The organism is Janthinobacterium sp. PAMC25594, from assembly GCF_019443505.1.
Classification (GTDB): Bacteria; Pseudomonadota; Gammaproteobacteria; order Burkholderiales; family Burkholderiaceae_D; genus Janthinobacterium.
In genome coordinates this window covers 6163415-6177872 of sequence record NZ_CP080377.1, presented here as the reverse complement: position 1 = coordinate 6177872, position 14458 = coordinate 6163415, and the positions used below count along the sequence as shown (strand labels likewise).

Sequence of the window (14458 nt, the reverse complement as noted above, 5' to 3'; positions counted from 1 at the left end):
GGTCTACTTCGCCTGCGCGCTGGGCCGCTCGGCGATGCGGTCGCGGTAAGCCTGCAGGTTCTGTAAGCCTTCCGCGCCTGGACGGTATTTCATCAGGCCGCGCGCAAATTCCAGCGCGCAGAAGGCCGTGATGTCGGCAATCGTAAACCGCTCGCCGGCGATGTAGGGCTGGCCGGCCAGCACCTGGTCCAGCCATTGCGCCGTCTCGCGCAGCTTGCTCGCCTGCGCCGTGGCGAAGTCGGGAAACTGCGGGTTTTCCAGCGCCACCAGGGCCGGATGGCCATGGCGCACCCAGTTGGCGGCGGCGCTGAACAGGTGCAGTTCCACGCGGCGGTCGGCCATTTCAATGAAGGCGCGCTCCTCGAAGCCTTCGCCCATCAGGTTCGGCTGCGGCTGCAAGCCTTCCAGGTAGGTGCAAATGGCGCGCGTCTCGGTCAGCACGCGTCCGTCGTCCAGTTCCAGCACGGGCACGCGGCCCAGCGGGTTTTTCGCCAGGAAGGCGGGATCGCGGTGCTGGCCCGCCATCAGGTCGAGCGCCACTTCCTCGATGCCGGTGATGCCTTTCTCGGCGATGAACATGGTGACGCGGCGCGGATTGGGCGTGCGGGGGCTGATAGTCAGTTTCATGTGCGTGGGTCTCGTCTCGTTATGGTGGCGGCCAATCCGCTGCGGGACTGGCCTGTGGCAGTACGGTCAGGCGTCCATCATACCAGCGCACCGGCATGGTTCGGCGCCCCCGGCGCGTTGACTTTGCCCCCGTTTCGCCTTAGATTGCTGTACGGGAACGCTGGCCACCAGTTCCAGCGATGTCCCCCAACCGTCATCAACGCCCGCAGCCTATCCGGCTGGCGGGCGTTTTATCCATGCACCAAGGGCATACCATGCATCGCACACCGACTTCCCGCTTCCGGCGCAGCCAACTGGCCGCCGCCGTCCTGGCATTGGCTTCCATCACCGCAGCCCATGCGGGCAACGCCGCTCCCGCCGCCCGATACGTCTCGGCCAGCCATGCGCCCGGCACCACCACGCAGTTGCCGCGCGGCGTCACGCCCTTGCACTATATCGTGTCGATCACGCCGGACGCCGCCGCTTCCACCTTCAAGGGCGAAGCCGCCATCAAGGTGGCCGTCGACACGCCGACGGCCAGCATCACCTTCAATGCCTTGAACCTGGCATTTGCCGCCGCCGCCATCGAAGGCAAGGGCGGCAGCAAGCAGGTGACGCGCAAGATCGAGTTCGATGCGGACAAGCAGACGGCCACCGTGCATTTTGCCGAACCCGTGGCCAAGGGCGAGTACCTGTTGCGCATCGATTACACCGGCAAGATCGGCACGCAGGCCACGGGCCTGTTCTCGCTCGACTACGACACGCCGCAAGGCCGCCAGCGCGCGCTGTACACGCAGTTCGAAAATTCCGATGCGCGCAGCATGCTGCCATCGTGGGATGAGCCGGACTACAAGGCCACCTTCGATCTCAGTGTGGTCGTGCCGAGCAGCCAGATGGCCGTCAGCAACATGCCGATTGCCCGCAGCGAGGAGATGGGCTATGGCAAGAAGCACGTGTACTTCGCCACCACGCCGCGCATGTCGACGTATCTGCTGTTCTTCGGCCTGGGCGACTTCGAGCGGGCGACAAAGATGGTCGACGGCACGGAAGTGGGCGTCATCACGAAAAAGGGCGCGCTGGCGCAAAGCCGCTTCGCGCTCGACGAGTCAAGCGCCCTGCTGCGCGAGTACAACGATTACTTCGGCGTGCGCTACCCGCTGCCCAAGCTCGACAACATCGCCGCGCCGGGCCGCAGCCAGTTCTTCGGCGCCATGGAAAACTGGGGCGCCGTCTTCACCTTCGAATACGGCCTGCTGCTCGACCCGGCCATCTCGACCCAGTCGGACAAGGAAAACATCTACACCACGCTGTCGCATGAAATGGCGCACCAGTGGTTCGGCGACCTGGTCACCATGCGCTGGTGGGACGACCTGTGGCTCAACGAAGGTTTTGCGTCGTGGATGGAAAGCCGCACCACGGAGCGTCTGCACCCGGAGTGGAACACGGCCCTGTCCAACGTGGGCGGGCGCGAATCGGCCATGAGCCAGGACGCGCTGAGCACCACGCATCCGGTGGTGCAGCGCATCGCCACCGTGGAGCAAGCCAGCCAGGCCTTTGACGGCATCACCTACCAGAAGGGCGAAGCGGTGATCCGCATGCTCGAAGCGTATGTGGGCGCCGACACCTGGCGCACGGCCGTGCGCAGCTACATGCGCAAGCATGCGTATGGCAATACGGTGTCGGACGACCTGTGGCGCGAAGTCGATGCGGCCGCCGGCAAGCCCGTCAGCGCCATCGCCCATGATTTCACGCTACAGCCGGGCGTGCCGATGATCACGGTGGGCGATGCCGTGTGCAGGAAGGGCAATACGCGCGTGACCCTGACGCAGACGGAATTTTCCAAGGACCAGCCGGACAAAAAGCCGCTGTCGTGGAAAGTGCCGGTGATCGCCTCGACGGTCGGCAGCGGCAAGCTGGCCCGCGTGCTGGTCAGGAACGGCAAGGCGACATTGAACGTGCCCGGCTGCGGCGCCCTGCTGGTGAATGCGGGCCAGAGCGGCTACTACCGCACCCTGTACGCGCCGGCCGGCACGCGCGCGCTGGCGCGCAGCTTCGCGCGTCTGGCGCCGATCGACCAGCTGGGCTTGCTGGCGGACAGCCAGTCGCTGGGCATGGCGGGCTTGCAAGACCCGGCCGGTTTCCTGGAACTGATCAAAGCCACGCCGCTGTCGGCCGACCCGCAGGTGCTGGGCAAGGTAGCCGCCTCGCTCAATAGCCTGTACGAACAATACGCCGGCGACCCCGCGCGCCAGCAGGCCTTCGGCCGCTACGCCATGGCGCGCCTGGCGCCGATGATGGCGCAGACGGGCTGGGAAGCGCGCGCGGGCGAAGCATCGAGCGTGGCGACCCTGCGCGGCCAGCTGATCGCCATCCTCGGCGACATGGGTGAGCCGGGTGTGCTGGCCGAGGCGCGCCGCCGCCATGCGGCCAGCGAGCAAGACCCTGCCGCCATGCCAGCGCCGCTGCGCCGCACCATCCTGGGCGTGGTGGCGCAGCATGCGGACGCCGCCACCTGGGAGCAGCTGCACGCCAGGGCGCAGCAGGAAAAGACGCCGCTGGTGAAGAACCAGCTGTACGACCTGCTGGCATCGAGCGACGATCCCGCCCTGGCGCGGCGCGCATTGGCGCTGGCGCTGACGGAGGAACCGGGCGTGACCAACAGCCCGGCCATGATCTCGCGCGTGTCGCGCACGCATCCCGAACTGGCCTTCGACTTCGCGCTGGCGCACCTGGAGCAAGTCAATGCGCGCATCGACGCCAGTTCGCGCAGCCGCTACTTCCCGCGCCTGGCCGCCGGCTCGGCGCAGCCGCAGATGATCGCCAAGCTGGAAGCGTATGCGCAGGCCAACCTGCCGGCCGGCGCGCGCGGCGATGCCGACAGTTCCGTGGCCGGCATCAGGTACCGCATCAAGGTGCGCGCCGAGCGGCTGCCGGCCGTCGATGCGTGGCTGGCGAAACAGGCGGGCTGATTGGATTTCCCGGCGCCGCGGCGCCGGGAGGTGATGAACACCGATAAAAACGCAGGCAAAAAAAACCGGCTTCGCACAGTGCGGTAGCCGGTTGAAACGCTGTTTCAGAGCGCAGGGATAAACTGGGAAAAACAGGAAAGCGGAAATCGTGCCGGTCATTGAGGTGTCCGGCAACCTTGCGCTCGGGGTTTCCGTGCGCCATGTATCCACTATGCCAGTCCTTCATTGAGTCAGGCTTAGGACTTCATTAAATCCCCGCCCGATCCCTGCATTTCCCCTGCCCCACCCTGCGATCATTGCTGTAAAACAAGTTCACGTGTCTGGTGCCGATGGTTGAGCTCACCGGCTAAGCTGTTGAGTCATGCCTGCATCCTATCGCTCCCGGAACGTAGTGATGTGCGCAATGCATGCTGTGTGCCAACAAAAGCATCATAGCAGCGCCATATGACCGCCTTATGACGTAGCTCTAACATTGCACGCGCGCCGCCGCGCCGATCGCGTACTATTCCCCCATCGCCCCTGCCCTCTTCTCTGCCCATGCCCAGCCAGAACCATCGCCTGTCGTCCGCCGCCCGCACCACGTTTCTGCTCGCCTGCGCCGTGCTGGCGGCCTGCACGCCCTTGCCGCCCGCTCCCGCCCAGGCACCTGCGCCGGCTGTCCCTGCCGCCATATCCGCCATGTCCGCGCCCGCGTGGCAACAGCCAGGCATGCGCGTGCTGCATATCGTCCCGCAGGAATCGCTGCTGACCATCACCGTGCGGCGCGGCGGCGCGCTGGCCCGCCTGGGACATGACCACGTGATCGCCAGCCGCACCGTGCAGGGCGTGGTGGCACCCGCGCCGGGACGCGCGCAATTCCAGTTCCGGCTCGACGAGATGAGTGTGGATGAAGAGGGCTTGCGCCAGGCGGCCGGGCTGACGACGGCGCCGTCGGCCGACGCCATCGCTGGCACGCGCCACAACATGCTGGTGCGCGTGCTGGACGCCGAGCGTTATCCGTGGGTCAGCATCGAGGCGCGCCGCACCGGCGACCAGCAGGTGTTTGATGCCGACATCACCGTGCATGGCGTGATGCGCACAGTGCGGCTGCCCGTGCGCATCGAGCAAGCGGCCGATGGACGACGCCTGCAGGCCAGCGGCAGCCTGCTATTAAAACAGAGCGACTTCGGCATCGTGCCGTTCGCCATCCTGGGCGGCGCCATGGCCGTGCAGGACCAGATGGAACTGGCGTTTCGCATTACCGCCCGGCAAGAACTCAGCGCGCCAGGATCAGGCGCAAGCCCAGGCCGATGAAGATGGTGCCGGCCACGCGATCCAGCCACAGCCCGGCGCGCGGGCGGCGGTTGAGCCACAGGCCGACGGCGCCGGAAAAATAGCCGAGCAGGCCGAACAGCACGCAAGCCTGCGCCGTAAAGACCAGGCCCAGCTGCGCCGTCTGCCAGCTGGCATTGCCCTGGCCCGCGACGATAAACTGCGGCAAGAACGACAGAAAAAACAGCACGACTTTCGGATTGATACTGTTGGCAAACAGTCCTTTGCCGAACAGGCGCAGCAAGGACTCGTCGGGCAAGGCGGCCGCGCCATCGACTCTGGCGCCGCCACGGCTGCGCAAGGCGCCGATGCCCAGCCACACCAGGTACAGGCCGCCAGCCACTTTCAGCGCCGTAAATGCCGTGGGCGAGGCGGCCAGCAGGGCCGACACGCCGATGGTCGCCAGCACCGTGTGCGTGAGGCAGCCAAGGGCGCAGCCCAGGCCGAACACCATGCCCTGGCGGCGCCCGCGCGACATGCCCACGCCCAGCACCATCAGGTTGTCGGGGCCGGGACTGGCGGTGATCAAGACGGCGGCGGCCAGGAAGGCCAGGAACTGGTCGGGACTGAGCATGAATATCTCGCGGGCAAAAGGCGTCATGATACCGGAGCGGGCGCCATGCCGGCAGGACATGAATACCCGTGTGCCACCGAGAGTCGATTAAAATGGGTACTCTACAGCAAACGGCGTTGCCGCCAATTCCCGCGCGACCATCACCCAATCCATCGATGCCAGCCCACCCGCCACCATCCCGCCACCACGCTTCCAGCTCCCGCGTCAGCGCCTGGCTATGCGGCTGGCCGCTTGTGTTCGGCCTGCTGTTCGGTCTGCTGGGCCTGGCGGGCGCGGCGCAGGCGGCCCCCTTGTCCCTGAGTCATCAAGGCATTCCGCACCTGGGCAACGGCGGGCAACTGTTTTTCGCCGGAAATGACACCGCGCCTGCCGATGCGGCCGCCCTGCCCGCCTGGCTGGCGCGCCAGCACCCGGCCGAACGGGTCGACCTGTTCGGCGGCGCCTACTGGCTGCATGCGCAGGTGCGCAACGACAGCAACGTGGCGGCCTGGGTCATCGACCCGAACGACACCCTGATCGACCTGGTCGACCTGCACGTGTATGGCCCCGCACCGCACGCGGCGCCGCGGACCTTGCTGACGGGCTACCAGCGCCCGCATGAGTATTTGCTGCACTACGGCAGGAACGTACAGCTGGCGCCGGGCGCCACGTATGACATCCTGATCCACTTTTCCAGTCCTTATTATGCGCGCGCGCCCCAGTTCGGCGTGAGGACGCAACAGGACTACCGCAAGCTGGTGGCCAAGGAAAACTTCCTGATGGTGGGGTCCATCGGCGCCCTGCTGGCGCTGGGCCTGTTCAATTTCTTCATCTTTTCCATCACCCTGGACAAAGCCTCGGCGTATTACGCGCTGTACGTGCTGACGTATGGCCTGGCCTGGGCCATGACTTTCCACGTCTTTGCCGACCTGTTCGACTGGCACCAGCTGCAGCTGCATTACGTGCCGTTCTTCCTGCTGCCCGTCTTCAGCACCCTGTTCTACATGCATTTCCTGTGCCTGCGCGACTACTCGCCCCTGCTGTACCACCTCAGCAAGGTCAACCTGGTGCTGCCCCTGCTGCTCTTGCCCAGCTGCTTCTTCGCCCTGTCGTATGCGCACACCCTGGCCACCATCGCCATCAGCATCTGGATGCTGCTGGCGCTCATCTGCGGCATCGTCGTCTGGTGCCGCGGCTACCAGCCGGCGCGCTTCTTCGTGCTGGCCTTCGTCGCCCTGATCCTGCCCGGCGTCCTGATCCTGCCGGCCAACCTGGGCCTGATGCCGGCCATGGTGGCCAACGCCCAGCTGGTGACCCTGCTCGGCGGCACCTTAGACGGCTTGCTGCTGGCCTTTGCCCTGGCCGACCAGATCCGCCTGCTGCGCAACAACCTGGAACAGCGCGTGCAGGAGCGCACCCTGGCGCTGACCCTCAGCAACGACGCCCTGCTGAAGGCCAAGGAGCACGCGGAAGTGGTCAGCCGCCACCGCATCGATTTTCTGTCCGCCATGAGCCACGACATCCGCACGCCGCTGGCCGGCGTGATCGGCATGCTGAAGTTCGCCCTGCGCGACCAGTCCGTCAAAGGCCGCACGCAGGAATACCTGCGCATCGGCCTGCACAATGGCGTCTCGCTGCTGACCATTCTCAACGACATCCTCGACTTTTCCAAGATCGACGCGGGCAAGCTGACCCTGGAAACCGTGGACTTCGACCTGCTGGCGCTGATCGGCGACGCGGCCGGCATCGTGCAGGGCCAGGCCGACGCCAAGAGCCTGCTGCTGCGCCGCGAACTGGCGCTGGACCTGCCGCGCTACGTGCGCGCCGATCCCACGCGCCTGCGGCAAATCCTCATCAACCTGCTGGGGAACGCGCTGAAATTCACGGCCAATGGCGAAGTGCTGCTGGAAGTGCGGCGCGCCCGCACGCCGCCGCGCCGCGATGGCCGCAGCGAGATCGAATTCATCATCAGCGACACGGGTCCCGGCATCGACGCGGACACCTTGCCGCGCCTGTTCCAGAAATTCGAGCAAGCCGACCATTCCACCACGCGCCGCTACGGCGGCACGGGACTGGGCCTGGCCATCTGCAAGGAACTGGTCGAACTGATGCAAGGCAGCATCGGCGTGGAAAGCCGGGTCGGCATCGGCTCGCGCTTCCATTTCACCTTGCCGCTGCATGACGGCAGCGCGCCGGCGGCCGACGCGCGCCGGCCCACGCGCCAGGCGCGCCATGCCTGCCGCCTGCGCATCCTGTGCGCCGAAGACGTGCGCACCAACCAGATCATCATCGGCACCCTGCTCGAAGGCATGGGCCATGAGGTGACCATCGTGGAAAATGGCGAACAGGCGCTGCGCGCGCTGGGCACGGGCGCCTACGACTGCGTGCTGATGGATGGCCGCATGCCGCTGATGGATGGCGAACAGGCCGCGCGCCTGATCCGCGACGGCGGCAACGCGCAATTCCCCATTCCCGACGCGCACATCCCCATCCTCGCGCTGACGGCCAACGCCAGCGAACATGACCGGCAACGCTACCTGGCCTGCGGCATGGACGACTTCCTCAGCAAGCCCGTCGACGAAGCGCTGCTGTTCCAGAAAATCGACGCCATCATCGACCTGCTGCTGGCGCGCGGCCACGCCCTGCCGCCGGCCGTGCCCTCGGGGGACGACACCCTGGCGCGCCAGTTCGGCCTGGACGACGCCAGCACCACGGAAACGCCGGCGCCGGCCGATCCCATGACGGCGCCCGTGCACATCCTGCCGCTGGCAGGCCTGTCGCCGCAGCACTTGCAGCGCATCGCGCAAGCGTTCCTGATGGAAGCGCCGCGGCGCCTGGACCTGGCCAGCCACGCCGTGCGCGATGGCAACGCCAGCGCGGCCGCGGCCGCCTTCCACGCCTTGAAAGGCAGCGCCGGCTACCTGAGCCGCCCCACCCTGCACGGCCTGTGCCACCAGATGGAAGCCCTGGCATCGAACGGCCAGCTCGATAACGTGGAGCAATTCCTGCCTCAGCTGCAGGCGGCGCTGGACGTGGCGCGGCGCGACCTGGAAACTCAGCCGGGAGCCTGAGGCAGCCAGCCATGCGATCGCAGCCACGCCAGCAGCAGTTGCGGCCAGGCGGCCGGCTCGCTGCCCGGCTTGCCCAGGCCCCAGCCATGGCCGCCGCTCTGGAACTGGTGCAGCTCCACGGGCACGCCCGCACGGCGCAGGGCGGCGGCCATCCATAGACTGTTCTCGGGCGGTGAAATCGGGTCGTCCAGCGCCTGCGCGATGAACATGGGCGGCGTGCGCGCATCAACGTGCAGTTCCACCGACAGCGCGTCGCGCGCCGCCTGCGTGGGGTGACTTCCCAGCAGCTGCTGCTTCGCATGCGTCGTGTCGAATGGCCGCTGCATGGTCAGCACGGGGTACAGCAGCACGGCAAAGTCGGGCCGCGCCGATACGCCATCGATCGCATCGACGGGCGCATGCAGGGCCGCATCGGGCTGCACGGCCGTCATGCCGGCCAGGTGCGCGCCAGCGGAAAAGCCCAGCATGCCGATGCGCGCCGGGTCGATGCGCCACTCGGCGGCGCGCGCGCGGATCACGCGCATGGCCCGCTGGCCATCCTGGAATGGCGCGGCCACCCCGCCGCCCTCCTGCGGCAGGCGGTACACGAGTTCAAACGCCGTGACGCCCTGCGCCTGCAGCCAGCTGGCGGCCGGGCCGCTTTCTTTGCCCGCCTCGATATGCGCATAACCGCCGCCGCTGACCAGCACGATGGCCGTGCCATTCGGCTGCGCCGGGCGATGCACGATCAGGTAAGGCTGCTCCACCTGCGTGATGGAACCCCTGGCGCTGGCGCGCTGCGGGCCCGGCGCCGCGCCGCCGGGCGGCGCGCCGGGCCATAGCAGCAGCGCGCCGGCCGGCGCGGCAACCGCGTGCGGGTGGACCAGGACAAGACACAACAGCATCAGGCGTCGCATGGCTAGAAGTCCTTTTCGCCCTGGATCACGGCCGGATAGCCCGTCATGGCGCGCGAGGTCTGCATGCCGGCCATCACGGCCGCTTCCACGCAGCCCGCGTTGAGGCCCGTCCTGATCCAGTCGCCCGTGAGGAACAGGTTACTGAAGCCCGATTGGTCGGTGGCCAGCCGGTACTGCGTGCTGCCCACCACCGACATCACGTAGCGCTCGGACGGGTCGACGTTGGCGCGCCAGTACTGGCTGTCGAAGCGCGCCGGCCCCGTGCCGGCTTTCGCATCGACCAGCCATTGCCACGGAAACGCGCCAGGCGCGCCCGCCTCTGGCCACAGCGCGCCGATCTCGCGCTCCAGCTGGCGCAGCGCGCCCTCTTTCGCCCTGGCCGCGCAGCGGGCGGGGAAGTCGATGTCCGTGACGGGCGGGTAGCTGTCGACGGGGAAGGCGCTGCAAAAGTACGAGACGTTTTTCGGTTCCAGCCCCGCCGGCCAGTCTTCGTGCGCCAGCAATTGATCCATCGGCGCCCACGTGTCGTACGGCTCCGTGAAGGCCGACAGCACGGGCTGCTGGCCTTTCGGTTGCGTGATCCAGCCCATCTGCGCCAGGTTTTTGTTCAGCCACACCTGATAGGCCTGCGTGGCCACGGTTTTTACCTTGTCGGCCGCCAGCTGCAGGGCCGGGCTTTGCGCCAGCAGTTGCGGGCACAGGGCGGGCAGCGAGCCGATGGAAATGCCGAACACCACCTTGTCGAAATCGACGGCCTTCTTCAATACCGTGGCGGGCAGCTGCCGGCCGAACGCTTGCTGATACTGCTGCGGCCAGTCGCTCCAGTACGATTCCAGGTTGACTTCCTGCGCCTGCAGCAGCGCCGCCTGGGCCGGTTCGATCTGCGCGTAATCGGGCGCGCTGGGCCAGCAAGCCAGGCCTTTCACATCCACCAGCGGCGCGTAGCCGGCGGCAGGGTCCTTCAATTGCACCTGCTGCGTGATGCGGATGCTGTCGATGTCGCCCGCGCCCGGCACCAGCTCTTCCACGCGCTGGAAGAACTTGAATTCCACGCCGCGCTTGGCGAGCACCTGGTACAGCGGCGTAAAGATCGTGTCGCCCATGCCGGCCTGCATCTTAAACATGATGCCGCCCTTGTAGGCCAGGCCGATGCGCGCCATCGCCCGCAACAGGGTGCCCGCCTCGATGTTCGGTTTCGCGAAATCGCCGCCCTCGTAGGCGAACACCAGGTCGTAAAAACCCCGCACGGGCGCCGAATTGACGCTGAACTGCTCGTCGCCGCCATGTTTTTTCAGCCAGGCGCGGAAATCGATGTCGTTGATGACGTCAAAGCCGTGCTTGAACACCCCATCCTCGAACATGCCCTTCATGACCGTGATGCCCAGGTCGAGGCAGGTGAACAGGCGGCGCAGTTCGTCGTCGCCGTCGATCAGCGCGCGGTAGCGCAGGCGCAGCCAGGCGCGGATGCCGTTCAGGGTGCTGGCCAGCAGCTGGTGGCGCGCCTGGTCGTGGCGCGAGGAGTCCGGCGCCAGGTCGGCCACCAGCGCCGCCAGCGCGCCCACGGACAGGCCCACGTCCAGCCCCAGCTCATCGGCCTGCCCCACCACTTCGTCGGCCAGGCGGCGCAGCCAGCCCGGCCACACGCCTTCGCCCTCGCCGTCACCTGGCCGCGCGCTGGCGCGCACGATGCGCGCGTCGGCGTCCGCCACCTGCCGGATCTGGCGCAGCCACTGCTCGATCCAGCCCACCATGGCGATGGCCATCTGCCACAGGGTGATGTCTTCGCCGCCCTCGCCCGGCTCGCCCGGCAAGGTGGGAAAGACGATCGACCAGTTGCGCCGCTGGCCCTTGACGTCTTCCGACAGGGCCACGTAATCGTGCTGCTTGAACGCGTCGCGCCAGGTGGCCAGCGGCGATCCGGGCGGGCGTTCCAGGCTCGCATACGCTTCCTTGATCATCTTGAAGGCGTTGGCGTAAAAGCCGAACCAGATGTGCAGGCCGTGTTCCTCGATGCGCTGGCCCACTTGCGCATTACGCCCGCTGGCGCCCTTGCCGCCCAAGCGCCAGCCCAGCTGGTAGAGAGTGATGGCGTGCCGGTTTTGCCAGCCCGGCTGGCTCGTCAAGTAAAAGGCCGCCGTCATGGCCGCCACGCCGCCGCCGAGGATGGCGATCTTTTCCGGCGCGATCCGCGAATTGTCGACCAGTTCCTCGCCCGGCATGGCCGTGAAGTCGAAGTTCACATGGAACGGCAGGATGGCCGCTTGCGGTCCCAGCTGCAAGCCCAGGGTCTGGTCCAGCGGGAAGCTGTCGAAGGCGTGCAAGGTACATTCATACTCATAGCCGAGCAGGCGCGCACTGTGCAGGCGGTTGATTTCGGCCGGCGCAGCCACCAGGGCCTGGTACACGGCTTTCACGCCCGCGCTGTCGGGGAATTGCTTGAGGAATATCTGGTCGATGCGGGGGGTGCGCAACAGCGACAGGATGTCGGCCCAGCCGGCCTGGTCCATGTCGAAGAAATCGGGAATGGAGAGGAATATCTGGAAGGCCTGCTCGATAAGTTCCAGGAAACTGTTGACGGGTTTGTGCTGCCCCGTCCGCACGGTGGCGTTGACTTCCAGCAACGGGTGCAGCGCCAGTTTCGTTTCCGGCGAAAAATGCTGGAAACCCTTGGCGGCGACGGCGCAGCGCAGCGGCTCGCTGCCGGCGGCGGGAATGGCGTAGTCGCACAGATATTTCGGATAGCCGAACAGTTCGCGCCCGTTGATCAGGGCCATGGCGTCATCGACGAAAATATGGCACGGGTACCAATAGATATGCGCGAGCTTGCCCGCCGCATCCATTTCGCCCACCATGATCCAGGTGACGATGTCGACTTCCGTGATCCAGCCCTTAGCCTGGTCGACGGGATTGGCCGAGTCCGCATGGTTGACGCGCGTAAACGTCAGCATCACATACGGCGACAGCGCTTTCAGGGTCATCTTGCTGCCCGCCACCTGGTTCAGGGTGGTATTCACGGTCGCTTGCAGTTTCGCCAGGTCGCCCCTGACGAAATAGCCATACATTTCCGACTGTTTCAGGCGCAGCGGCGAGTGCATCATCACCGAACCGCCCTGATAGATATACGAAGGTCTTGCCGAAGGTTGCGCCGTCATTGCCCTGCCCCTGTGAAATTTCAGACAAACAAGATTGCTACAGTGTATTGAGAAAGAACAATGAATGATATGAAATAAATGAAAGGATTTGCCAAGATGCATAGGCTCAGCAGCCCGCCACACGCGCGCCGCGCCGGGGCAAGCCTGGGCCATCGGGTGTACGATGAGCCATCTTGCATATCCGAGCACAGGCAATGATTACCACCGACTATGTTTCCACTTATTCCGGCAACCGTTTTTATCCCTTGCGCCCGCATATCGACAAGGTAGTCATTGAAGACATTGCCCATGGCCTCGCTTATCAGTGCCGCTTCAATGGACAGACGCAAGTGTTTTACTCGGTCGCCCAGCACAGCCTGATCGTCGCCGAACTGGTGCCGCCCCATTTGCGCCTGGCCGCCCTGCTGCACGACGCGGCGGAAGCCTACCTGGGCGACATGGTGAAGCCCTTGAAAGTACTGCTGCCGGAATTTGCCGTGCTGGAAGACAAGGTCAGCGCCATCATCGCCGCCACGTATGGCCTGGATTTTTCCGATTACGCGCCCATCAAGCGGGCCGACCTGATCGCGCTGGCCACGGAAAAGCGCGACCTGATGCCGCATTCGGCCGAGCGCTGGGCCTACCTTGACGGCATCGCCCCCTTGCCCGGTATAATCGAAGCCATGGGTCCGGCCGAAGCCAAGCAGCGCTTCCTGCATGCGTTTGCCCAGCTGAGCGGGCTGGGGCTGGCGGCGTGAATGCTTCCGCCCTGCGCACGAACGGGCGCTAAGCCCCGGTTTTTACACGGCTTTTTCAGATATCCACAGCAACTGTGGATAAAGTTGTTGATAAGCCCCTCTTGACAAGCCGCAACACCAGTACAGATGCGGCTTTCAACAATTTGCTGATTTCACAGGCAATTTTTAACCCCAATGAAATCAATGACTTAGAATCATGATTTTGTGCCAGAGCAAAGTTACTCAGACACCATGAAAATATATTTTGCTGTGCATAAGCAATCTTGCTCCAGGCCGTCTTGCCTGAACCGCATTGTTTTGACAAACCCCGCAGACTGGCATAGTGTGGAGTGAGTGAGCACGATCAACGGTGGATAAATGCATGAATATGGATAGCGACAGTGCCGCCAAGGGAGCGGACGAACCCGACTGGCTGGTCGAGGAGCCACTCGGGCGGGCAGACGCGGCGGCAGAGTCCGCCAACGCGGCGCCATGGCGCGTGCTGATTGTCGATGACGATGTCGATGTGCACGTGGTGACCAAGTTCGCCCTCAGCCAGGCCAGTTTCCAGGGCCGCAGGCTGAGCTTTCTGCACGCGTATTCGGGCGCCGAGGCGCTCGCCTTGCTGCGCAACACACAAGATATCGCCGTGGTGCTGCTCGATGTCATCATGGAAACTCAGGATGCCGGGCTGCAAGTGGCGCGCCAGGTGCGCGAAGACTTGCACAACAGTGCCGTGCGCATCATCCTGCGCACGGGCCAGCCTGGCCAGGCACTGGAACACCGCATCATCATCGACTACGACATCAATGATTTCTGGTGCAAGACCGACCTGACCACGCGCAAGCTGTTTACCACCGTGATCGCCTCGCTGCGCACCTACGCCACCTTGCGCGAAGCGCAGCAACAAGTCGCCGACCTCGCCGCCGCCCTGGCCCACTGCGGCGACGCGCCAGCGCCACCGGCCGGTGGCAAGCCCTGAGCATCGGCCGCTACTTTCAGTCATAAAAACAAAAGCACTGGATAGGCATACAGGCTTGCAACATGCCCCATTCTGGCCCATCTTGCTGGCCGATCGCATGCGCTGACCGGCGCCTATTTCCTAAGTAGCGGATTGTTAAGCGCTTTTTCAGATATCCACACGGACTGTGGATATCTTTGTGGATAAGCGCCTATTGACAGGC

9 protein-coding genes are annotated in these 14458 nt (G+C 65.4%); 5 read left to right on the top strand and 4 right to left on the bottom strand.

Annotation, left to right across the window (positions count from 1 at the left end; all coding sequences use genetic code 11):
* Positions 1-3 precede the first annotated feature (3 nt).
* Positions 4-627 carry a glutathione S-transferase family protein gene (locus tag KY494_RS27695; protein WP_219889030.1) on the bottom strand — a complete coding sequence of 208 codons (624 nt, stop codon included), beginning with the start codon at positions 625-627 and terminating at the stop codon, positions 4-6.
* A 254-nt stretch (positions 628-881) separates the two neighbouring features.
* Between KY494_RS27695 and KY494_RS27690 the strand changes: the two genes are divergently transcribed.
* Entirely contained in the window at positions 882-3575 is a 2694-nt protein-coding gene (locus KY494_RS27690; RefSeq protein ID WP_219889028.1) for a M1 family metallopeptidase, read from the top strand.
* A 537-nt stretch (positions 3576-4112) separates the two neighbouring features.
* Positions 4113-4868, top strand: a complete 756-nt coding sequence (locus KY494_RS27685) for a YceI family protein (RefSeq protein ID WP_258194510.1) — start codon at positions 4113-4115, stop codon at positions 4866-4868.
* Here the strand turns inward: KY494_RS27685 and KY494_RS27680 are convergent.
* Positions 4831-5460 (bottom strand): LysE family translocator, encoded by a 630-nt coding sequence (locus tag KY494_RS27680; protein ID WP_219134710.1) that lies wholly within the window; start codon positions 5458-5460, stop codon positions 4831-4833. The genes KY494_RS27685 and KY494_RS27680 overlap by 38 nt on opposite strands.
* A gap of 116 nt (positions 5461-5576) precedes the next feature.
* Here KY494_RS27680 and KY494_RS27675 point away from each other — a divergent pair, with 116 nt between their 5' ends.
* Complete coding sequence (locus KY494_RS27675; RefSeq protein WP_258194508.1) at positions 5577-8510, top strand: hybrid sensor histidine kinase/response regulator; 2934 nt, start codon at positions 5577-5579, stop codon at positions 8508-8510.
* Here KY494_RS27675 and KY494_RS27670 read toward each other — a convergent pair.
* A complete protein-coding gene (locus KY494_RS27670; protein WP_219889026.1) occupies positions 8495-9406 on the bottom strand; it encodes an alpha/beta hydrolase in 912 nt (303 codons plus the stop codon). The two genes, KY494_RS27675 and KY494_RS27670, sit on opposite strands and share 16 nt — an antisense overlap.
* A 2-nt stretch (positions 9407-9408) precedes the next feature.
* Positions 9409-12558, bottom strand: coding sequence for an FAD/NAD(P)-binding protein (locus KY494_RS27665; protein WP_258194507.1), 3150 nt, complete (start codon positions 12556-12558; stop codon positions 9409-9411).
* A gap of 194 nt (positions 12559-12752) precedes the next feature.
* On the opposite strand from KY494_RS27665, the gene KY494_RS27660 reads away from it, so the two are divergent.
* Both KY494_RS27660 and KY494_RS27655 read left to right on the top strand, forming a co-directional pair.
* Positions 12753-13295, top strand: a complete 543-nt coding sequence (locus KY494_RS27660) for a phosphohydrolase (RefSeq protein ID WP_219134566.1) — start codon at positions 12753-12755, stop codon at positions 13293-13295.
* Positions 13296-13656: 361 nt separating this feature from the next.
* Complete coding sequence (locus KY494_RS27655) at positions 13657-14256, top strand: response regulator (protein ID WP_258194506.1); 600 nt, start codon at positions 13657-13659, stop codon at positions 14254-14256.
* Positions 14257-14458: the final 202 nt, after the last annotated feature.

What these genes read in the sequence shown, in the direction of transcription:
- KY494_RS27695 (WP_219889030.1), bottom strand. Translation starts at nt 627, where the DNA reads ATGAAACTGACTATCAGCCCCCGCACGCCCAATCCGCGCCGCGTCACC.
- KY494_RS27665 (WP_258194507.1), bottom strand. Translation starts at nt 12,558, where the DNA reads ATGACGGCGCAACCTTCGGCAAGACCTTCGTATATCTATCAGGGCGGT.
- KY494_RS27655 (WP_258194506.1), top strand. Translation starts at nt 13,657, where the DNA reads ATGAATATGGATAGCGACAGTGCCGCCAAGGGAGCGGACGAACCCGAC.
- KY494_RS27680 (WP_219134710.1), bottom strand. Translation starts at nt 5,460, where the DNA reads ATGCTCAGTCCCGACCAGTTCCTGGCCTTCCTGGCCGCCGCCGTCTTG.
- KY494_RS27670 (WP_219889026.1), bottom strand. Translation starts at nt 9,406, where the DNA reads ATGCGACGCCTGATGCTGTTGTGTCTTGTCCTGGTCCACCCGCACGCG.
- KY494_RS27690 (WP_219889028.1), top strand. Translation starts at nt 882, where the DNA reads ATGCATCGCACACCGACTTCCCGCTTCCGGCGCAGCCAACTGGCCGCC.
- KY494_RS27685 (WP_258194510.1), top strand. Translation starts at nt 4,113, where the DNA reads ATGCCCAGCCAGAACCATCGCCTGTCGTCCGCCGCCCGCACCACGTTT.
- KY494_RS27660 (WP_219134566.1), top strand. Translation starts at nt 12,753, where the DNA reads ATGATTACCACCGACTATGTTTCCACTTATTCCGGCAACCGTTTTTAT.